Origin of the sequence: Phenylobacterium sp., from assembly GCF_031984885.1 — a bacterium.
GTDB lineage: Bacteria > Pseudomonadota > Alphaproteobacteria > Caulobacterales > Caulobacteraceae > Phenylobacterium.
In genome coordinates this window covers 80,723-98,538 of sequence record NZ_DAMABV010000004.1, presented here as the reverse complement: position 1 = coordinate 98,538, position 17,816 = coordinate 80,723, and the positions used below count along the sequence as shown (strand labels likewise).

General features: G+C 68.9%; 19 protein-coding genes and 1 riboswitch. Of the genes, 8 read left to right on the top strand and 11 right to left on the bottom strand.

Annotated features, from left to right (window positions below):
- Window positions 1-15: 15 nt before the first annotated feature.
- From RTL41_RS07955 to RTL41_RS07945, 3 genes are all read right to left on the bottom strand, one after another.
- A complete protein-coding gene (locus RTL41_RS07955; protein WP_312163082.1) occupies window positions 16-1,593 on the bottom strand; it encodes a 2-isopropylmalate synthase in 1,578 nt (525 codons plus the stop codon).
- Window positions 1,594-1,855: 262 nt separating this feature from the next.
- On the bottom strand, window positions 1,856-2,473 hold the full coding sequence (locus RTL41_RS07950) for a glutathione S-transferase N-terminal domain-containing protein (protein WP_312163080.1): 618 nt from the start codon (window positions 2,471-2,473) through the stop codon (window positions 1,856-1,858).
- Entirely contained in the window at window positions 2,473-3,201 is a 729-nt protein-coding gene (locus tag RTL41_RS07945) for a TVP38/TMEM64 family protein (RefSeq protein WP_312163078.1), read from the bottom strand. Before RTL41_RS07945 ends, RTL41_RS07950 begins: the two co-directional genes overlap by 1 nt.
- A 115-nt stretch (window positions 3,202-3,316) precedes the next feature.
- Between RTL41_RS07945 and RTL41_RS07940 the strand changes: the two genes are divergently transcribed.
- Both RTL41_RS07940 and metE read left to right on the top strand, forming a co-directional pair.
- Window positions 3,317-4,099 carry a hypothetical protein gene (locus RTL41_RS07940; RefSeq protein WP_312163076.1) on the top strand — a complete coding sequence of 261 codons (783 nt, stop codon included), beginning with the start codon at window positions 3,317-3,319 and terminating at the stop codon, window positions 4,097-4,099.
- A 165-nt stretch (window positions 4,100-4,264) separates the two neighbouring features.
- Window positions 4,265-4,496: riboswitch (cobalamin riboswitch) on the top strand.
- Window positions 4,497-4,603: 107 nt separating this feature from the next.
- Window positions 4,604-6,925: a 5-methyltetrahydropteroyltriglutamate--homocysteine S-methyltransferase gene (gene metE, locus RTL41_RS07935; RefSeq protein WP_312163074.1), complete on the top strand. Its 2,322-nt coding sequence runs from the start codon at window positions 4,604-4,606 to the stop codon at window positions 6,923-6,925.
- Window positions 6,926-7,138: 213 nt separating this feature from the next.
- Here metE and RTL41_RS07930 read toward each other — a convergent pair whose 3' ends face one another.
- Both RTL41_RS07930 and RTL41_RS07925 read right to left on the bottom strand, forming a co-directional pair.
- Complete coding sequence (locus tag RTL41_RS07930; RefSeq protein WP_312163072.1) at window positions 7,139-7,600, bottom strand: GNAT family N-acetyltransferase; 462 nt, start codon at window positions 7,598-7,600, stop codon at window positions 7,139-7,141.
- A gap of 65 nt (window positions 7,601-7,665) precedes the next feature.
- A complete protein-coding gene (locus RTL41_RS07925; protein ID WP_312163071.1) occupies window positions 7,666-7,908 on the bottom strand; it encodes a hypothetical protein in 243 nt (80 codons plus the stop codon).
- Here RTL41_RS07925 and RTL41_RS07920 point away from each other — a divergent pair.
- Both RTL41_RS07920 and pyrE read left to right on the top strand, forming a co-directional pair.
- Entirely contained in the window at window positions 7,907-9,109 is a 1,203-nt protein-coding gene (locus tag RTL41_RS07920) for a pyridoxal phosphate-dependent aminotransferase (RefSeq protein WP_312163069.1), read from the top strand. The genes RTL41_RS07925 and RTL41_RS07920 overlap by 2 nt on opposite strands.
- Window positions 9,106-9,630 (top strand): orotate phosphoribosyltransferase, encoded by a 525-nt coding sequence (pyrE, locus tag RTL41_RS07915; protein ID WP_312163067.1) that lies wholly within the window; start codon window positions 9,106-9,108, stop codon window positions 9,628-9,630. Before RTL41_RS07920 ends, pyrE begins: the two co-directional genes overlap by 4 nt.
- Before the next feature lie 39 nt (window positions 9,631-9,669).
- Here pyrE and RTL41_RS07910 read toward each other — a convergent pair whose 3' ends face one another.
- The 3 genes from RTL41_RS07910 to RTL41_RS07900 all read right to left on the bottom strand — a co-directional run bounded on the left by RTL41_RS07910 (window position 9,670) and on the right by RTL41_RS07900 (window position 12,495).
- The gene (locus RTL41_RS07910; RefSeq protein ID WP_312163066.1) at window positions 9,670-9,900 is read right to left on the bottom strand and encodes a DUF2171 domain-containing protein; all 231 of its coding nucleotides are present in this window, start codon (window positions 9,898-9,900) and stop codon (window positions 9,670-9,672) included.
- Between the two features lie 90 nt (window positions 9,901-9,990).
- Window positions 9,991-10,722 (bottom strand): NYN domain-containing protein, encoded by a 732-nt coding sequence (locus RTL41_RS07905; RefSeq protein WP_312163064.1) that lies wholly within the window; start codon window positions 10,720-10,722, stop codon window positions 9,991-9,993.
- 72 nt (window positions 10,723-10,794) lie between these two features.
- The gene (locus RTL41_RS07900) at window positions 10,795-12,495 is read right to left on the bottom strand and encodes a CHASE domain-containing protein (RefSeq protein ID WP_312163062.1); all 1,701 of its coding nucleotides are present in this window, start codon (window positions 12,493-12,495) and stop codon (window positions 10,795-10,797) included.
- 163 nt (window positions 12,496-12,658) lie between these two features.
- Between RTL41_RS07900 and RTL41_RS07895 the strand changes: the two genes are divergently transcribed.
- Window positions 12,659-12,841 carry a DUF4169 family protein gene (locus tag RTL41_RS07895; RefSeq protein WP_312163061.1) on the top strand — a complete coding sequence of 61 codons (183 nt, stop codon included), beginning with the start codon at window positions 12,659-12,661 and terminating at the stop codon, window positions 12,839-12,841.
- Between the two features lie 104 nt (window positions 12,842-12,945).
- Here the strand turns inward: RTL41_RS07895 and RTL41_RS07890 are convergent, their stop codons facing one another.
- Window positions 12,946-13,722, bottom strand: coding sequence for a Coq4 family protein (locus RTL41_RS07890; RefSeq protein ID WP_312163059.1), 777 nt, complete (start codon window positions 13,720-13,722; stop codon window positions 12,946-12,948).
- A gap of 125 nt (window positions 13,723-13,847) precedes the next feature.
- On the opposite strand from RTL41_RS07890, the gene RTL41_RS07885 reads away from it, so the two are divergent.
- Window positions 13,848-14,057, top strand: coding sequence for a ribbon-helix-helix domain-containing protein (locus RTL41_RS07885; RefSeq protein WP_312163056.1), 210 nt, complete (start codon window positions 13,848-13,850; stop codon window positions 14,055-14,057).
- Here the strand turns inward: RTL41_RS07885 and RTL41_RS07880 are convergent.
- Entirely contained in the window at window positions 14,054-14,185 is a 132-nt protein-coding gene (locus RTL41_RS07880; RefSeq protein ID WP_312163054.1) for a hypothetical protein, read from the bottom strand. The two genes, RTL41_RS07885 and RTL41_RS07880, sit on opposite strands and share 4 nt — an antisense overlap.
- A 2-nt stretch (window positions 14,186-14,187) precedes the next feature.
- Window positions 14,188-14,406, bottom strand: coding sequence for a hypothetical protein (locus tag RTL41_RS07875; protein ID WP_312163053.1), 219 nt, complete (start codon window positions 14,404-14,406; stop codon window positions 14,188-14,190).
- A gap of 89 nt (window positions 14,407-14,495) precedes the next feature.
- On the opposite strand from RTL41_RS07875, the gene RTL41_RS07870 reads away from it, so the two are divergent.
- Together RTL41_RS07870 and RTL41_RS07865 are read left to right on the top strand one after the other, a co-directional pair.
- On the top strand, window positions 14,496-16,847 hold the full coding sequence (locus RTL41_RS07870) for a DUF3553 domain-containing protein (RefSeq protein ID WP_312163051.1): 2,352 nt from the start codon (window positions 14,496-14,498) through the stop codon (window positions 16,845-16,847).
- 63 nt (window positions 16,848-16,910) lie between these two features.
- Window positions 16,911-17,813, top strand: coding sequence for an alpha/beta hydrolase (locus RTL41_RS07865; RefSeq protein WP_312163049.1), 903 nt, complete (start codon window positions 16,911-16,913; stop codon window positions 17,811-17,813).
- Window positions 17,814-17,816 lie beyond the last annotated feature (3 nt).

Here is a 17,816-nt window from a genome sequence, read left to right as displayed (position 1 = left end):
GGATGACGCGCTGAACTAGAAGCCGGAAGCGATCGCGTCGGGCGCGCTCTTTTCCTTGCGGGCGAAGAGGTTGTTGAGCGCGTTGACATAGGCCTTGGCCGAGGCGGTCAGGGTGTCGGTGTCGGCGGCCTGGCCGGTGGCGATGCGGCCGTCCTCTTCCAGGCGGACCGAGACCTGGGCCTGGGCGTCGGTGCCCTCGGTGACCGCGTGCACCTGGAACAGGCGCAGGATCGCGGTGTGCGGCACGACCTCGTGGATGGCGTTGAACACCGCATCGACCGGGCCGTCGCCGGTGGCCGTGGCGGCGCGCTCGTCGCCGTCGACCGTCACCGTCAGGGTGGCTTCCTGCGGGCCGTCGGTGCCGGCGATCACGCGCAGGTGCTTGACCTGGATGCGGTCGGCGCCGGAGGCCAGGGCGTCGTCGACCAGGGCGATGATGTCGTCGTCGAAGACGTGCTTCTTCTTGTCGGCCAGATCCTTGAAGCGCTGGAAGGCCTCGTTGAGCGCGTTCTGGCCCAGTTCGTAGCCCAGTTCCTTCAGCTTCTCGCGGAAGCCGGCGCGGCCGGCATGCTTGCCCATGACCAGGTTCGAGGCGCCCTGCCCGACCGTCTCGGGGCTCATGATCTCGTAGGTGCCGCGGTCCTTCAGCATCCCGTCCTGGTGGATGCCGCTCTCGTGGGCGAAGGCGTTCTTGCCGACGATCGCCTTGTTGAACTGCACCGGGAAGCCGGTGATCGCCGAGACGTAGCGGCTGGCGCGGGTGATGTGCTGGGGCTCGATGCCGGTGTAGTAGGGCAGCGCGTCGCCGCGCACCTTCAGCGCCATGACCACTTCTTCCAGCGCGGCGTTGCCGGCGCGCTCGCCGATGCCGTTGATCGCGACCTCGACCTGGCGGGCGCCGCCCTGGACGCCGGCCAGGCTGTTGGCGACGGCCAGGCCCAGGTCGTTGTGGCAGTGGGTCGAGAAGATCACCGTGTCGGCGCCGAGCACGTTCTCGATCAGGTCGCGGAAGATGTCCGCATATTCCGAGGGATAGGTGTAGCCGACGGTGTCGGGGATGTTGATCGTGCTGGCGCCGGCCTTGATGGCGGCCTCGACGCAGCGGCGCAGGAACTCCTGCTCGGTGCGGGTGGCGTCCTGGGCCGACCATTCCACATCGCCGCACAGGTTGCGGGCGTGGCTGACCGACTTGGTGATCATCTCCAGGATGTCTTCCTGGCTGGCCTTCAGGATGTGGTCGCGGTGGCTGGGGCTGGTCGACAGGAAGGTGTGGATCCGGCCGCGCTTGGCCGGGCGGATCGCCTCGGCGCAGCGCTCGATGTCGACCATGCCGGCGCGGGCCAGGCCGCAGATGGTGCTCTCGGTGATGATCTTCGAGATCTCGCGGACCGCTTCGAAGTCGCCGTTGGAGGCGATCGGGAAGCCGGCCTCGATGACGTCGACCCGCATGTCCTCGAGGATCTTCGCCAGCTCCAGCTTCTCGTCCAGCGACATGGACGCGCCGGGCGACTGCTCGCCGTCGCGCATGGTGGTGTCGAAGACGATCACGCGATCACGGGAATCGCGGGCGGCGGCGTCGGATGGGTTGGTCATTTGCGAACTCTCTTCGCGGGTATTCTGTTGGGGCGGGCGACGGGTGAACTGTCCCCTGAGCGCCCGGCCGCGAAGTCGCGCAGCCTAAAGGGTCGCCCAGGGGCGGCTAAGCCCCAGGTCAAGGAGAAGCAGGCTGTTCGGCTGCATACGCATGGCGCCGTGTGTACTCAAAGGGCGGCGCAGCCGCAAGACTCTTGCACAAAAACCTCGCAACGGCCCGCGATGAGCAAGAACCTTCCCCGTTAGGGCGGTCACGGACGATCTAGGCGTTCTCCTGGGCGAGCGCCTTCCACACCGCCGGACGGGTGATCATCCGCACCATGTGCTCGCTGACCTTGGGGAACTGCGAGGGATCGACGCCGTCGTCGTCCAGCCAACTGGCCAGGGTGAAGAGGTAGGGATCGCAGATCGTGTACTGCTCGCCCATCACCCAGGGCCCCTCGAACATCTCGTCCTCGATGAGCTGGAAGCAGGTGGCCATGTTCTCGGCGACCTTGGCCTGCATGGCCTGCTGGGCCTGCGGATCGTCGGCCCAGCGCCCGGCGCGGCGTCCGTGGGCATGGGCGACGTGGACGGTGGAGGCGAGATAGGCGTTGAACGCCTGGATCCTGGCGAAGCCGTAGGGGTCGGTCGGGGCGAGCTTCGCCTCCGGGAACGACTGCGCCACGAAGGCCAGGATCGACAGGTTTTCGGTCAGGGTCCCCAGATTCGTGACGAGAGCCGGAACCCGGCCCTTGGGATTGAGCGCCAGGTACTCGGGCGAGCGCTGGTCGCCGGCGCGCAGGTCGATGCGGACGGCCTCGTAGTCGGCGCCGGCCTCCTCCAGGGCGATGTGCGAGGCCAGCGCGCAGGAGCCGGTCGAATAGTAGAGCTTGAGCATCAGTCGTCCTTCATCGGGCCGCTGATCGCGTCCTCGCGGGTCTTGAGCCAGTTGCGCGCGAACCAGCCGATGGCGATCCAGACGAGGACGATGAGGCCCAGCCAGATCAGGTGGGCGCCGCCCTCCCCCTTCAGCACCTGGACGATCGAGTTGCCGGCGAAAGCGGTGAGCACGATCTTCGGGACGATGCCGATGGCCGTGCCGAGGGTGAAGTCGCGCATCCGCATCGGCGTGACGCCCGCGGCCATGTTGACGACGATGAACGGCGCCGAGGGCACCAGCCGCACGATCAGGCTGGCGAGGAAGCCGTTGCGCCCGACCAGGTCCATGAAGCGCTGGACGCCGCGGCTCGACAGCACCTGCAAGGTCCGCGCGCCGGCCACGCGGCCGAGATAGAAGCCGACCAGGGCCGAGACCATGGTCCCGATCCAGCTATAGGCGAAGCCGGCCCAGGCGCCGAAGGCCACCACCGCGGCGGCGATCAGCACGAACTGCGGCACACCGACGAAGGCCAGGATCGCGAAGGCGGCGACCGCCACCGGCAAGGCCCAGGGACCGTTGGACGCCAGGCCCAGCCAGCGCTCGACCGTGGCTTCGCCGTTGAAACCGAGCACCTGGGCCCCGAACAGGAAGACGATGCCCACGCCGCCGAACAGCACGAACGACACGGCCAGCGTGCGCCATGCCTTGGCGTCCATTTCGGTGAGGAAGCGGAGGATGCGGCGCATGCCGCCTCCCGTCGCCTGTTCGAGCCGCCGGGTCAAGGCGGCGGGAACGGCCATCCGGCGGAACAATCATCCCATGCGGGTGTTTCGCCCTAGCTGGACCTTGGCGGGTGGGACGATGAAACGGCGACTTCGCATCCTGGTGACGGCCGCGGCCATCGGAGCCTCGGCGAGTTTGGCGGGCGCCGCGGCGGCCGAGCCCTGGAGCGTCAGCATCAGTCCCTACGTCTGGGCCGCCTCGCTCGACGGCAAGGCGACGCTGGCGGGCTTTCGCACCCATGTGGACGTGCCGTTCTCGGACGTCTTCGAGCATCTGGACCTCGCGGCCCTGGGCGAGGTCGAGGTGCGGAAGGGGCGCTGGGGGCTCTATCTCGACGGCCAGTACGTGAAGACCAGCCAGGACGAAGAACTCATGGCTCAGGAGCTGGGCCTGGGGATCGTCAAGGCCGGGGCGACGGGCGGCGTCTTCTATCGCATCTACGACTCGCCCCAGGGCGGCGACACGGTGGCCGGAGAACCCCGTCGGTTCGTGGTCGAACCGATGATCGGCATGCGCTGGACCAAGCTGAAAGCCGACGTCGAGGTCCTGGGCTTCAGGACCTCGAAGAAGGCCGACTGGACCGAGCCGTTCGTCGGCGTCCGCTCGAGCCTGGACCTCACCGACCGCTGGAACCTGTCGGGCGAGGCCGACGTCGGCGGCTTCGACATCGACAACAAGCGCAGCGCCAACGCCCAGGCCTTCGTCGGCTACCGAACCCGTCTGCTCAGCCGGCCGGCCATGCTGCGGGCCGGCTATCGCGTGCTCCACCAGTCGTACGAAACCGGCGACTTCACCGGCCAGAGCTTCCGCTGGGACGTCACCCAGCAAGGCCCGGTGATCGGCCTGACGATGGGCTTCTAGGCGCTACTCCAAACCCCCGGAAGGTGTTCGGCGTCAGCGCCGACTCGAAGAAGTAGAGCTTGCGCTTGTGATCGGCGACACCCGACGGAAGGCAAGACGGCGCGAAAATCGCATAACGATATAAAGATATCTTTATATTCATCTTGACGGCCGGCGCGGTCGAGCGCTCTATCGCCGCGTCGTGGTTCTCTGGGGCGTTCGCGCTTCAAGAGCTAAGAGGGAATTCGGTGACGGCGGGGGTCTTCAGGACGCCTCGCCCATGCCGGAGCTGCCCCCGCAACTGTGAGCGGCGAGCCGAGGTCCATTTCGCGTCACTGGCGTCATTCTGGCGCCGGGAAGGCCGGACCAAGGCGCTGACCCGTGAGCCAGGAGACCTGCCCCGACAGATAACGTCCTCCGGCGGGGTGTCCGGTCAGGCCGCAAGCCTGTCGCGCCGACACCCCCTCGCCGGCGCGTGCGCGCTCGCGACCGGCCTTGCCTCGCCACAACAGAATGGCAGAGGCAATGTCCGTCACCGTCGCCACCCTTGGATTTCCCCGCATCGGTCCCCGCCGCGAGCTGAAGACCGCCCTCGAACGCTATTGGTCGGGCAGGTCGGGCCGCGCCGAACTGCTCGCCGCCGCCGCCGAGCTGCGCGCCAGAACCTGGACCCGCCAGGCGCAGCTCGGGGTCGACCATGTCCCGAGCAACGACTTCTCGCTCTACGACCACGTGCTCGACACCAGCGCCATGGTCGGCGCGATCCCCGCCGTCTACGGCTGGAGCGGCGGGCCGCTCGACCTGGACACCTATTTCGCCATGGCGCGGGGTGCCCAGGGCGAGGCCGATCACGCCGATTGCGGCCACGGCCATCGCCATGCGGTCGATGTTCCGGCCGCCGAGATGACCAAGTGGTTCGACACCAACTACCACTACCTGACGCCCGAGGTGTCGCCTGGCCAGAGCTTCGCGCTCAGCTCGACCAAGGCGATCGACGAGTTCGTCGAGGCCAGGGCGCTGGGGATCACCACCCGGCCGGTGCTGCTGGGGCCGGTCACCTTCCTGAAGCTCGCCAAGAGCAAGGACGAAGGGTTCGACCCGCTGAGCCTGCTGGAAGACCTGCTGCCAGTCTATGCGACGGTGCTGAACCGGCTGGAGCAGGCCGGCGCCTCCTGGGTGCAGATCGACGAGCCCTGCCTGGTCACCGACCTGGCCGAGGCCGATCGCAAGGCCTTGCACCTGGCCTATCGCCTGCTGGCGCGGACCGCGCCGGGGGTGAAGCTGATGCTGACCACCTATTTCGGGGGGCTGGACGACAATCTGGAGACCGCCCTGGCCCTGCCCGTCGCCGGGCTGCATGTCGACCTGGTCCGCGCGCCCGAGCAATTCGACCGCGTCCTGGCCAATGCGCCGAGCGGCCTGGTGCTGTCGCTGGGCGTCATCGACGGACGCAATGTCTGGCGCGCCGACCTCGCCAGGCTGCTGGACCGGCTGGAGCCGCTGCTGGCCACCGATCGCGAGGTGGTGCTGGCCCCCTCCTGCTCGCTGCTGCACACGCCGATCGACCTGGGCCAGGAGAAGGCGCTGGACGCGGACGTGCGCTCGTGGCTGGCCTTCGCCGTCCAGAAGGTCGAGGAACTGGTCGTCCTGGCCCGCGCCCTGAACGAGGGGCGCGCCGCCGTCGCCGAGGCCCTGGCCGCCTCGAGCGCGGCCGCCAGGGCGCGGGCGGTCTCGCCGAAAATCCACGATGCGGGCGTGGCCGCGCGGCTGGCGGCGACGACCGCGGCCATGGCCCAGCGGACGTCCAGCTTCAGCCGCCGCCAGGCCCTGCAGATCCCGCGGCTGGAGCTGCCCGCCTTCCCGACCACGACGATCGGGTCGTTCCCGCAGACCGAAGAGGTCCGCAAGGCGCGCGCCGCCCACGACAAGGGAAGCCTGAGCGACGCCGAATACGAGGCCTTCCTGCGCGAGGAGACCGCCCGCACGGTCCGCTGGCAGGAGGAGATCGGCCTGGACGTGCTGGTCCATGGCGAGTTCGAGCGCAACGACATGGTCCAGTACTTCGGCGAGCAGCTCAGCGGCTTCGCCTTCACCAGGCACGGCTGGGTGCAGTCGTACGGATCGCGCTGCGTGCGCCCGCCGATCCTCTATGGCGACGTTTCACGGCCCGCGCCGATGACGGTGGAGTGGTGGCGCTACGCCCAGGGCCTGACCGCACGGCCGGTGAAGGGGATGCTGACCGGGCCGGTGACGATCCTCAACTGGTCGTTCGTGCGCAACGACGTGACCCGGGAACTGGCCTGCCGGCAGATCGCCCTGGCCATCCGCGACGAGGTGGTCGACCTGGAGGCGGCCGGCGCCAAGATCATCCAGATCGACGAGGCGGCGCTGCGCGAGGGCCTGCCGCTGCGGCGGGCGGACTGGGACGCCTATCTGGCCTGGGCGGTGGAGTGCTTCCGGCTGACCGCCGGCGGGGTCGCCGACCAAACCCAGATCCATACCCACATGTGCTATTCGGAGTTCAACGACATCATCGCCGCGATCGGGGCGATGGACGCCGACGTGATCTCCATCGAGACCGCCCGCTCGAAGATGGAGCTGCTGGACGCCTTCGCCGGCTACGCCTACCCGGCCGAGATCGGACCCGGCGTCTATGACATCCATTCGCCCCGCGTGCCGCCGGCCGAGGAGATGGGCGACCTGCTGAAGGCGGCCCGAAGCCGGCTGTCGCCCGGACAGCTATGGGTCAATCCGGACTGCGGCCTGAAGACCCGCAAATGGCCCGAAACGCGAGCTGCGCTGGTCAACATGGTCGAAGCCGCCCGGGCGGCGCGGACCAGCGCCTGACGTCAGGCAGCCGCGGCGCGGGGCGCGCCGCGGCTGCATCCGATCCGGCGACCGGCCATGGCCGCGGATCGGCGATCCATCGCCTCTCCGGACACAGTAACAACGCGTTGCGTTCTTACGCAATATGCCGTCGCGTCGGAACTCAATACGACCGCTGCTTGATCCCCCAGCGGCCGTCCTCGAAGGTCACGATCCAGAGGTTGGCGTGGCGGCTCAGGATCCTGCGACCTGCTTGGACATGTGCACCGCGACGCCGCCGTTCAGCGCCTCCTCGCGGTCGACCCGATAGCCGAGCGAGGCGTAGAGGGCGATGTTCGCCGCAAAGCGTTGGTTGGTGTAGAGCCGCACGCGCAGGAGCCCGGCCTCGGCGGCGATCTGCTCGGCGAGCGTCATCAGCCGAACACCCAGGCCCCGCCCCTGGAAGGCCGGCCGGACCGCAACATTGACGACCAGCAGCCCGTCCCCGTCCTGCGCCGTCTCGATCAGCGCCGCCAGGTCGCCGCCGACATGCAGCAGGTCGAAGCGATGGGCCTTCAGCGCCTGCGCATAGTCGACGGTCATCGGCAACGGTTCGCGGCCGATCAGCGGAACCCATTTCGCATAGGCCTCCCGCGTCAGGGCGCCGATCGCTCCGGCGTCGGCCGCCTCCGCCAGGCGCAGGCTCACCACTGTCATGTCGTCTCTCCCATCGGCGAAGCTTAGCAATGGGCGCGGCGGAGGAGCCAGATCCTCCACGCCGCTCAACGGCCGAGGACCAGGAGCGCGTCTCGGGAGGAATAGGTGGTCATCGCTTGCTCCAGTTTTCGAACAAAGCTTAGCCGATCGACGCCATTTTTTTCGAACAAAAAGAGAACACGTGGGCGCACCGGCCGCTTGCCGCCCGCGCGATGCGGCGGCGGCGGCGATGCCCGCTTTGCCTTTGCCCAGCCTTCGGCTAAACCGCGCGCGTTCCATTCAACCTGTTCCGGGAGTCTGCCCGCCATGTCGCTCGAATCCGCCGCGCTCGCCCGCGTTAAGCCGTCCGCCACCCTGGCGGCCGACGCGAAAGCCCGGGAACTGAAAGCGCAGGGCCGGAACGTGATTTCGCTGGCGGCGGGCGAGCCCGACTTCGACACGCCCGACAACATCAAGGAAGCCGCCATCAAGGCGATCCGCGAGGGCAAGACCAAGTACACCAACGTCGACGGCATTCCCGAACTGAAGGAAGCCATCGTCGCCAAGTTCCAGCGCGAGAACGGCCTGACCTACAAGACCAGCCAGGTGAACGTGTCGCCCGGCGGCAAGCCGGTGATCTGGAACGCGATGCTCTCGACGCTGAACCCCGGCGACGAGGTGATCGTCCCGACGCCCTATTGGGTCAGCTACTGGGACATCGTGCTGCTGGCCGGCGGCACGCCCAAGGCCGTGGCCACCTCGGACGCGACCGGCTTCAAGCTGCAGCCCGCCGACCTGGAAGCAGCGATCACGCCGAAGACCAAGTGGGTGTTCCTGAACTCGCCGTCGAACCCGTCCGGCGCGGCCTACACCAAGGAAGAGCTGCGCGGCATCGCCGACGTGCTGCTGCGCCATCCGCATGTCTGGATCCTGACCGACGACATGTACGAGCACCTGGTGTTCGGCGACTTCCAGTTCTGGACCATCGCCCAGGTGGAACCGGCGCTCTATGACCGCACCCTGACCATGAACGGGGTCAGCAAGGCCTACGCCATGACCGGCTGGCGGATCGGCTATGCGGCCGGCCCCGAGGCGCTGATCAAGTCGATGGCCAAGGTGATGAGCCAGACGACCTCGAACCCGGCCTCCATCTCGCAGTGGGCGGCGGTCGAGGCGCTGAACGGCACCCAGGAGTTCATCAAGCCGAACGCCAAGCTGTTCGAAGGCCGCCGCGACCTGGTGGTCTCGATGCTGAACCAGGCCAACGGCATCGCCTGCCCGACCCCGGAAGGCGCGTTCTACGTCTATCCGTCGGTCGAGAAGCTGCTGGGCAAGACCTCGCCGAGCGGCAAGGTGATCAACAGCGACCAGGACTTCGCCGTCGAACTGCTGGAGCAGGAAGGCGTCTCGGTGGTGTTCGGCGCGGCCTTCGGCCTCTCGCCGTTCTTCCGCATCAGCTATGCGACCTCGAACGAGGTGCTGGAAGACGCCTGCACCCGCATCCAGCGCTTCTGCGCCAACGTGAAATGATCGACCCCGCGGCGCGGCGCCAGCTCGCCGCGGACCTCGACGCGGCCGCGCGGCTGACGGGAGACTTCGTGCTCCGGTCGGGCGCGCGGGCCACCGAGTATTTCGACAAGTACCGCTTCGAAGCTGATCCCGCCCTGCTCTCGCGAGTGGCGGCGGCGATGATCCCGCTCGTGCCGGAGGATGCGCAGGTGCTGGCGGGCGTCGAACTGGGCGGCGTGCCGATCGCCACGGCCATGTCGCTGGCCGGCGGCAAACCGGCGGCCTTCGTGCGCAAGGAAGCCAAGACCTACGGCACCTGCCTGGCTGTCGAGGGCGGCGACCTGACCGGCAAGCGAGTGGTCATCGTCGAGGACGTGATCTCCACCGGTGGAGCCGTGCGCGACGCCAAGGCTCGGCTGGACGAGGCTGGCGCAGTCACCGTGGCGGTGGTCTGCGCGCTCTGGCGCGGCCCGATGCCGCCCGCAATCGCCGGGCTGGACGTTCCGGTGCTGCCGGCGCTGACATTGGAAGACATGAAATAGGAAACGGCCCGGATCGCTCCGGGCCGTTTTTCGTCGGCGCTAGTGCTTTTCGCGCCAGGCCGCCTTGGCGGCGTCCTTGGTCAGGTTGAGCCTGACCTTCTCGTCGGCCACGTCCTCGACCCAGGACAGCGGGATCAGGTGGTGCTTGAGGCCCGCGCCGAGATCCAGCTTGGCCAGTTCGATGTCGTCGCCGATCACGTGGTCGACGCGGCCGACGTGACCGCCGTCCGAACCGATGACTTCCATATGCTCGCGAATGCCGGGGTGCATGGCGTTCTCCTCTGACGATGTCTGGGTCGGGGAAGAACGGCTGGCGGCCGGGGCGGTTTCAGCTTGGCCGGAGATTAGGTGGCGGGGCGCTCAGCGCTTCGTCGGCCGGGTGCGGATGAAGATCGGCGCGCCCTCCTCGCGGCGGACCTCCAGGCCTCCCGCCTTTTCGACCAGATCGCTGAGCTTGCCGCAGCCATAGGTGCGCGGGTCGAAGTCCGAGGCGAGGATGGCCAGTTGCTGGCCCACGCGGCCGAGCGGAACCCAGCCCTCCGCCTCGTCCAGTTGCGCGATGGCCTTGCGGATCAGCGGCCGGGCGGCGCTGGGCGGGCGGTGCGCCGGGCTGGCCGCGACGGGTTCAGGCCGGTCCGGGGCGGGAGCCTCCGGCGCCAGGTTCTCGGTGTAGACGAACCGGCGGCAGGCCTGGCGGAAGCTCTCGGGCGTCTTCTGCTCGCCGAACCCGAAGACGTCGACGCCCTGCTCGCGGATCCGGGCCGCGAGCCTGGTGAAATCGCTGTCGGAGGACACCAGGCAAAAGCCGTCGAACCGCCCGCTGTGCAGCAGGTCCATGGCGTCGATCACCAGGGCGATGTCCGAGGCGTTCTTGCCCGAGGTGTAGGCGAAGTTCTGATGCGGCATGATGGCGTAGGTCGAGAGGATGTCGGCCCAGCCCTTGAGCCGCGTGCCGGAGAAGTCCCCATAGATGCGCCGCACGCTGGCCTCGCCGATCTTGGCGATCTCCTCGAAGAGGCCCGGCGCGATGCGCGGCGAGGCGTTGTCGGCGTCGATGAGAACCGCCAGGCGCGGCGCGCGCTGTTCAGCCATGTAGTGAAACTCCTGCCACGCTGTGGGAACATCCTGAAACATAGCCCTTTCAGGTGGAGCGACGGGCTTTTTCTAGGCGGCCGAACCCAGGTCCAGGATCTCATCTTCGACCCCGGCGGCCGGCAGGGTGAAGACGATCGTGCAGACCACCCCGTCAGGGGCGAAGTCGAGGTCGACGACGCCGTCGAGCTGATGCGCCAGCCCGCCCACGATGACCCGCGTGCCGAACCCCCTGCGGTCGGGCCGGACGACCGGCGGGCCGCCGGCCTCGCGCCAGACCAGCCGCAACTGGCGAGGGCCGGACCCCGGCGCCACGGTCCAGGTCACCTGGACATAGCCGTCCTCGTTGGACAGGGAGCCGTACTTCACCGCATTGGTCGCCAGTTCATGGAACGCCATGCCGAGGGCCACGGCGGTGTTCGGCGCCAGCCAGACCGGCTCGCCCGCCACGATGACCCGCTCGCCGTGATCGCCGCCATAGGGGCTGAGCTCGCTGCGCAGCAGTTCGGCCAGGCTGGCGCCGCTCCAGTTGTCGCGGGTGAGCAGGTTGTGGGCCTGGGACAGCGCGATCAGCCGGGCTTCGAAGCTCTCGCGCACGCTGCTGACGTCGGCGCCGTGCCGCAGGCTCTGGGCGGCGATGGACTGGACCGTGGCCAGGGTGTTCTTCACCCGATGGTTCAGTTCATCGAGCAGCAGCTTCTGGCGGGCCTCGGCGGCGATGCGGGCGACGATCTCGCGTTCGGCCGCCAGGCGCGCCCTCACCTGGCGCCAGGTCGCCAGGCTGACCAGGGTGGTGGCCACCAGCCCGCCGACGATGAACGCCAGCGACACCCAGCGGTCGGAGGCGTGGTCGTAGTCGGCGCGGGCGCGGTAGACGATCGTCCAGGTGCGGCCGGCGATGTCGAGCTTGCGGGTCGCCACCAGCCCGCCGCGCTGGGCCGCGGCGTCCGGCGACTGGCTGAGCAGCGTCCTGATCGAAGGGTTCCCGTCGTAGACCGCATAGTCGAGGCCCGCGCCCTTGGCGGCCGGCAGGACGCTGGCCAGGAGATCGTCGGCCCGGAACGGCGCGTAGACGAAGCCCTCCAGGCGCTCGCGGCGTTCGGCGATGGTCTCGGGCACCACGCCGCCACGATAGACCGGCTCGTAGATCAGAAAGCCCGGCTGCCGCCTGGCTTCGACCTCCTCGATCGCTTCGACCTTGCCCGACAGCGCCGGCAGGCCGCTGTCGCGGGCCCGGTCCATCGCCTCGCGGCGCACCGGAAAGGCGTACATGTTGAAGCCCAGGGCCCGGCGATTTCGGAAGTCCAGGGGCTCCAGATAGATGATGGCGTAGAAGTCGCCCTGGGCCGCCGGCCGCAGCTCGGCCGGCGGGACGCCTTCGGCGCGCATCCGCGCGATGACCGCCGGGGGGCCGCCGGGCGGCGCGCGCAGGGTGTAGCCGATGCCCTGGATGCCTGGATAGCGCTGGGTCAGCTCGACCCGCTGGGCGAAGGCGCGGAACTCGGCGGCGTTGACGTCCTCGCTGGCGGCGAACAGTCCCGCCCCGGCCCGCAGCACGGCGATATAGGTGTCGAGCCGGTTGGCGACCGCCTCGTTGGCCTGGTCGACGACCGCGCCGAAGCGCAGGCGCTCGCGGGTCTGGCGGCCCTCCTCCATCACGTACGTGCCCGCGATGGTTGCGATCAGGCCGACCGCGGCCACGATGGCGGGCCACGTCAGGACCGGCCAGCCGCGGACCCGCTCTATCACCGTCTGAAGAAAGCTGGCCGCCACGGCGAATTCCGATCCTAGCCGATCATCAACGCCTTAACCTCGAATAGGCGCCCTGGAAAGAACACCGTTACCCGAATGGCGGCGCGCCTGACACCGCGACCGCGGCGGCGTACCTTGGGGCGGACGCACCCCGGTTTCCAGCGTCCGAGGGGCAGGAGGGCCCATGAGCAACGTCGTCAACCTGAACAAGGCCCGCAAGGCGCGGGAACGTGACAGGGCGCGCGACCAGGCGCGGGAGAACCGCGCCAGGTTCGGCCGGACCAAGGCCGACAAGGATATCGCGAAGGCCGAGACGCAGAAGGCAGACCAGGCGCTGGACGGGGCCAAGCGCGACAAGACCGACTGAAAAGCAAGGGCGTGGGTGGGGAAGGCTCGACACTCCCCCACCCGCCCGGCGCTGTGCACAGCGCCGTCCGCGCGCCCTCCCCCCGGATAGGCGCGCAGAACCGGTTACATTCGCGCCGGCACCGCGGCGTCGCGGGCTTCGGGCGGAATGGAATCGTAGATCGTGGCCGGCGTAATGCCCAGGCGCTTGCGAGCGGCTTCCAACGGCTCGTGCAGCAGGCGCTCGTAGTCCTCGCCCAGCAGCCATGCGGCGGCCTTGCCGCGCTTGTAGCCCTGCCAGATCGCCTTGACGTAGGGATAGTCGGCGCCGCGCGAACGCGAGGCCGCGCCCAGGGCGATCAGCGCCCAGCCCAGCCCCTTGGTCTGGGCGTAGGAGAAGGCCACCAGGCAGGATTCGCCCAGGCCGTCGCGGTGATAGCCCGACAGGATGTGCCAGATGTCGTGGACGTCGCGGGTGCGCCGGCCCATCCACGCATAGGGATGCTGGATGTCGACCTCGCCGCTGTCGCGGCGGCTGACCTCGGCCAGGCCTTCGGCGGAAAGCTGCTCGGAGCGGATGAATTCGCGATAGGCCGCGCCGACGCTGCCGGCCGGCATCGAGTCGAGCCAGGCGTCGTCCATCAGCTTGGCGGCCAGTTCCTGGCGCTCATAGGCGATGCGGCCGCCCTGGGTGGTGGTCAGCAGGCGCTGGTAGCCGTCGGCGGTCGACGTGCCGTTCAGCGCGCGCATGATCTCGAACACCTGGCCGGTGTCTTCCTTGTCGTTCAGCAGGCGCCGCAGCGCCTTCAGCGCCGCGCCCCATTGCAGGCGGGGCTTGGGCAGGCGCGCGTTCGCAGGCGGGGCCTGGCGCAGGATCGGGGCGTCGAGAGCGTCGGCAGTCATGGCCATAGGGGAGAGAGCCTTCAAACTAACACTGTTCGGATTGAAAGTGACGCCTGCGTCATCTTTTGGCAAGACGCTAATTGAGGACTTGGCCCGGACGTGGCGCCTGGGCCACAACTCCTGGCATGGCTTCGTTGAAAAAACGTTCGATCCTGCTGTCGGGCCACGCCACATCCATGGCGCTGGAGCCGGAGTTCTGGGCGGTGATGGACGAGATGGCGGCCGGCCGCGGGATCAGCCTGGCCCTGCTGATCGCCGAGATCGACGAGACGCGGGGGGAACGCCCCCTGGCCTCGGCCTGTCGGGTGGCGGCCCTGGCCTTTGCGCGGGGCTAGCCGATCCCGGGCGGGTTGAGCGCCCGCATCGTGAACATGAACGCCAGCGCCACCAGCAGACCGATGATGGCCCACAGGAACAGCGGGATCGGTTTGCGCCGGGGCGGAGGAGGATCTTCGTCGCTCACGGCTATTTCGGAACCGGCAGCGGGGCGTCGGGGAGCCTGGGGGCGTCGGGCGGCGAAGGCGGCCGCGGCACGTTGATGTCGACCTCGATGCTCCGGGGCAGCGCCTGCTGCGCCTGGCGGCTGGCGTACAAGGCGTAACCGATCGCGCCGATGGCCAGGACCAGCGCGCCGATCAGGATCGACAGCCAGATCATGGTGCTCGCGTTCGACCGGTCCGCCATGAACTCCTCCCATGGTCGAGGTGGAAAACGAACGCTGGCCACGGCGGTTCCGACTTAAGCCGCGCGCGCCGTGTGCTACATATGTTCCGATGTCTTCGCCTGAATCATTCGACAACCCGTTCGACGACGCCCTGCCCGCGCCCCGTGTCAGCGACCTGGCGCGCGTGCGCGGCCCCGACTACCTGGAGGGCCTGAACCCCGAGCAGCGGGCGGCGGTCGAGGCCACCGAGGGGCCGGTGCTGGTGCTGGCCGGCGCGGGCACGGGCAAGACCCGGGTGCTGACCACGCGGCTGGCGCACATCCTGGCCACGGGCCGGGCCAGGCCGTGGGAACTGCTGGTCGTCACCTTCACCAACAAGGCCGCGCGCGAGATGCGCGAGCGGATCACCCACATCATCGGCCCGGCCGCCGAGGGCCTGCGCTGGCTGGGGACCTTCCACTCGGTCGCCGCCCAGATCCTGCGCCGCAACGCCGAGCTGGTCGGGCTGAAGTCGAACTTCACCATCCTGGACACCGACGACCAGGAACGGCTGATCAAGCAGGTGCTGGAGGCCGAGAACGTCGACGCCAAACGCTGGACGCCCAAGGCCCTGGCCGGGATGATCGACCACTGGAAGAACCGCGGCTGGACGCCCGACCGCCTGCCGCCGGCCGAGGGGCGCGAGTTCGCGGGCGGCAAGGGCCCGGCGCTCTACAAGCTGTACCAGGACCGCCTGCGGGTGCTGAACGCCTGCGACTTCGGCGACCTGCTGCTGCACAACCTGACCATCTTCATGGCCAACCCGGACGTGCTGGCCGACTTCCACGAGCGGTTCAAGTACGTGCTGGTGGACGAGTACCAGGACACCAACGTCGCCCAGTACCTGTGGCTGCGGCTGCTGGCCCAGAAGCGCCAGAACGTCTGCTGCGTCGGCGACGACGACCAGTCGATCTATGGCTGGCGGGGCGCGGAGGTGGACAACATCCTGCGCTTCGAACGCGACTTCCCGGGCGCGACGGTGATCCGGCTGGAGCGCAACTACCGCTCGACCAGCCATATCCTGGCGGCGGCCTCCGGGCTCATCAAGGCCAACAAGGGCCGGCTGGGCAAGACGCTCTGGACCGAGCAGAACGGCGGCGAGAAGGTCATCGTCCGCGGGGTCTGGGACGGCGAGGCCGAGAGCCGGCTGATCGCCGAGGAGATCGAGCGCGCCCGGAAGGGCGGGACCGAGAAGGATCCCCGCAACTATCGCGACATCGCCATCCTGGTGCGGGCCTCGTTCCAGATGCGGGCCTTCGAAGAGCGCTTCGTGATGCTGCAGATCCCCTACACGGTGGTCGGCGGCCCGCGGTTCTTCGAGCGCGCCGAGATCCGCGACGCCCACGCCTATCTGCGGCTGATCCAGTCGCCGGACGACGACCTGGCCTTCGAGCGGATCGTCAACGTACCCAAGCGCGGCATCGGCGACACCACCGTCCAGAAGCTGCTGCAGATCGCCCGCGTCAACGGCGTGCCGGTCATGCAGGCGGCGCGCGAGGCGGTGCAGACCGACGAGCTGGCGGCGCGCACGCGCACGGCGCTGTCGAACTTCCTGCGCGACCTCGACCGCTGGCGCGGCCAGGCCCAGGCGATCCACCACTCGCGGCTGACCGAGCAGGTGCTGGAGGAGAGCGGCTATACCGACGCCCTGCGCCTGGACAAGACGCCCACCGCCCAGACCCGGCTGGAGAACCTGAAGGAACTGGTCCAGTCGATGGGCGCCTTCGACACGCTCGAGAGCTATCTGGAGCACGTCTCGCTGGTGATGGACATGGACCGCGGGCCGCAGGCCGACGCGGTGCAGATCATGACCCTGCACTCGGCCAAGGGTCTGGAGTTCCCGCTGGTCTTCCTGCCCGGCTGGGAGGAAGGCGTCTTCCCGTCCCAGCGCAGCATGGACGAGAAGGGCGAGAAGGGCCTCGAGGAGGAGCGCCGCCTGGCCTATGTCGGCATCACCCGCGCCCGCGAGGAGGCGCGGATCTCGTTCGTGGCCAACCGGCAGGTCTATGGCCGCTGGACCAGCCAGTTGCCCAGCCGCTTCGTGGACGAACTGCCGCTGGAGAACGTCGAGGCCGCGTCCGAGACCGGCTATTACGGCGGCGGCCCCGGCATGCAGCAGCACGGCAGCCGCTGGGACGAGAGCCCGACCTTCGGGGCCGGCTATTCCAGCCCCGGCTGGAAACGCGCCCAGGAGCGGAACTTCCGCGGCAGCCATCCCGGCCGCGGCGCGGTGATCGAGGGCGAAGGCCGGCTGGTGGTGTCGGAATCCTCGGCCGCCAGCGACTTCAAGCGCGGCCAGCGGGTGTTCCACCAGAAGTTCGGCTATGGCCAGGTGAAGTCGGTGGACGGCAACAAGCTGACCGTCGCCTTCGACAAGGCCGGCGACAAGAAGGTGATCGACAGCTTCGTCGAGAAGGCCTGAGGCGGCTTGCCGCCGCCTGCGGCCTGCTCCAGTTTGCCTCCCGACAATGCTTGGGAGGGCTTCATGCCGACGATCACCGCCAACGGGATTTCGCTGTACTATGAGGCCCACGGCCCCGAGAGCGGCGAGCCGATCCTGCTGATCATGGGCTTGGGCGCGCAGATGACGCGCTGGCCGCTGGGGTTCATCGAGCTGCTGACCGCGCGCGGCCATCACGTGGTCGCCTTCGACAACCGCGACTGCGGCCTCTCGCACAGGTTCGACGAGGCCGGCCCCGCGGACATGCCGGCGATCTATGGAGCGCTGCTGAAGGGCGAGAAGCCGAACGCCGCCTATCTGCTGGCCGACATGGCGGCGGACGCGGTGGGGCTGCTGGACGCGCTGGGAATCCGGAAGGCGCACGTGGTCGGCGCCTCGATGGGCGGCATGATCGCCCAGACGGTCGCCGCCGAGCATCCGGGGCGGGTGCTGTCGCTGACCTCGATCATGTCGACCACCGGCAACCCGGCGGTGCCGCCCGCCACGCCGGAAGCCTCCCAGCGCCTGACCGGCGTCGCCCCCGATCCCAAGGCCGACATCGAGGCCTTCCTCGACTACGGCATGGCCAGCGCCAAGGTGATCGGCAGCCCCGGCTATCCGGTCGAGCCCGCCGAACAGCGGGCGCAGTTGCGGGCGGACTATGAGCGCGCCTTCTATCCGGTCGGCGTCTCGCGGCAGATGGCGGCGATCGTGGCCAGCGGCGACCGGCGCGCCGCCCTGGCGACCATCACCGCCCCGACCATCGTGATCCACGGCGAGGACGACCCGCTTGTGCGCAAGGAGGGCGGCGAGGACACCGCCGCGACCATTCCGGGCGCCACGCTGCATCTGATTCCGGGCATGGGCCACAACCTGCCCAAGCCGCTGTGGGGGCCGGTCGTCGATCTGATCGGCGAGGTCACGGCGCGCGCGCGCATCGGCGCATAGGAT

Excerpts from the sequence above, each read along its gene's own strand:
- RTL41_RS07955 (WP_312163082.1), bottom strand. The coding sequence starts at position 1,593 with ATGACCAACCCATCCGACGCCGCCGCCCGCGATTCCCGTGATCGCGTG.
- RTL41_RS07950 (WP_312163080.1), bottom strand. The coding sequence starts at position 2,473 with ATGCTCAAGCTCTACTATTCGACCGGCTCCTGCGCGCTGGCCTCGCAC.
- RTL41_RS07945 (WP_312163078.1), bottom strand. The coding sequence starts at position 3,201 with ATGCGCCGCATCCTCCGCTTCCTCACCGAAATGGACGCCAAGGCATGG.
- RTL41_RS07940 (WP_312163076.1), top strand. The coding sequence starts at position 3,317 with ATGAAACGGCGACTTCGCATCCTGGTGACGGCCGCGGCCATCGGAGCC.
- metE (WP_312163074.1), top strand. The coding sequence starts at position 4,604 with ATGTCCGTCACCGTCGCCACCCTTGGATTTCCCCGCATCGGTCCCCGC.
- RTL41_RS07930 (WP_312163072.1), bottom strand. The coding sequence starts at position 7,600 with ATGACAGTGGTGAGCCTGCGCCTGGCGGAGGCGGCCGACGCCGGAGCG.
- RTL41_RS07920 (WP_312163069.1), top strand. The coding sequence starts at position 7,907 with ATGTCGCTCGAATCCGCCGCGCTCGCCCGCGTTAAGCCGTCCGCCACC.
- RTL41_RS07925 (WP_312163071.1), bottom strand. The coding sequence starts at position 7,908 with ATGGCGGGCAGACTCCCGGAACAGGTTGAATGGAACGCGCGCGGTTTA.
- pyrE (WP_312163067.1), top strand. The coding sequence starts at position 9,106 with ATGATCGACCCCGCGGCGCGGCGCCAGCTCGCCGCGGACCTCGACGCG.
- RTL41_RS07910 (WP_312163066.1), bottom strand. The coding sequence starts at position 9,900 with ATGCACCCCGGCATTCGCGAGCATATGGAAGTCATCGGTTCGGACGGC.
- RTL41_RS07905 (WP_312163064.1), bottom strand. The coding sequence starts at position 10,722 with ATGGCTGAACAGCGCGCGCCGCGCCTGGCGGTTCTCATCGACGCCGAC.
- RTL41_RS07895 (WP_312163061.1), top strand. The coding sequence starts at position 12,659 with ATGAGCAACGTCGTCAACCTGAACAAGGCCCGCAAGGCGCGGGAACGT.
- RTL41_RS07890 (WP_312163059.1), bottom strand. The coding sequence starts at position 13,722 with ATGACTGCCGACGCTCTCGACGCCCCGATCCTGCGCCAGGCCCCGCCT.
- RTL41_RS07885 (WP_312163056.1), top strand. The coding sequence starts at position 13,848 with ATGGCTTCGTTGAAAAAACGTTCGATCCTGCTGTCGGGCCACGCCACA.
- RTL41_RS07875 (WP_312163053.1), bottom strand. The coding sequence starts at position 14,406 with ATGGCGGACCGGTCGAACGCGAGCACCATGATCTGGCTGTCGATCCTG.
- RTL41_RS07870 (WP_312163051.1), top strand. The coding sequence starts at position 14,496 with ATGTCTTCGCCTGAATCATTCGACAACCCGTTCGACGACGCCCTGCCC.
- RTL41_RS07865 (WP_312163049.1), top strand. The coding sequence starts at position 16,911 with ATGCCGACGATCACCGCCAACGGGATTTCGCTGTACTATGAGGCCCAC.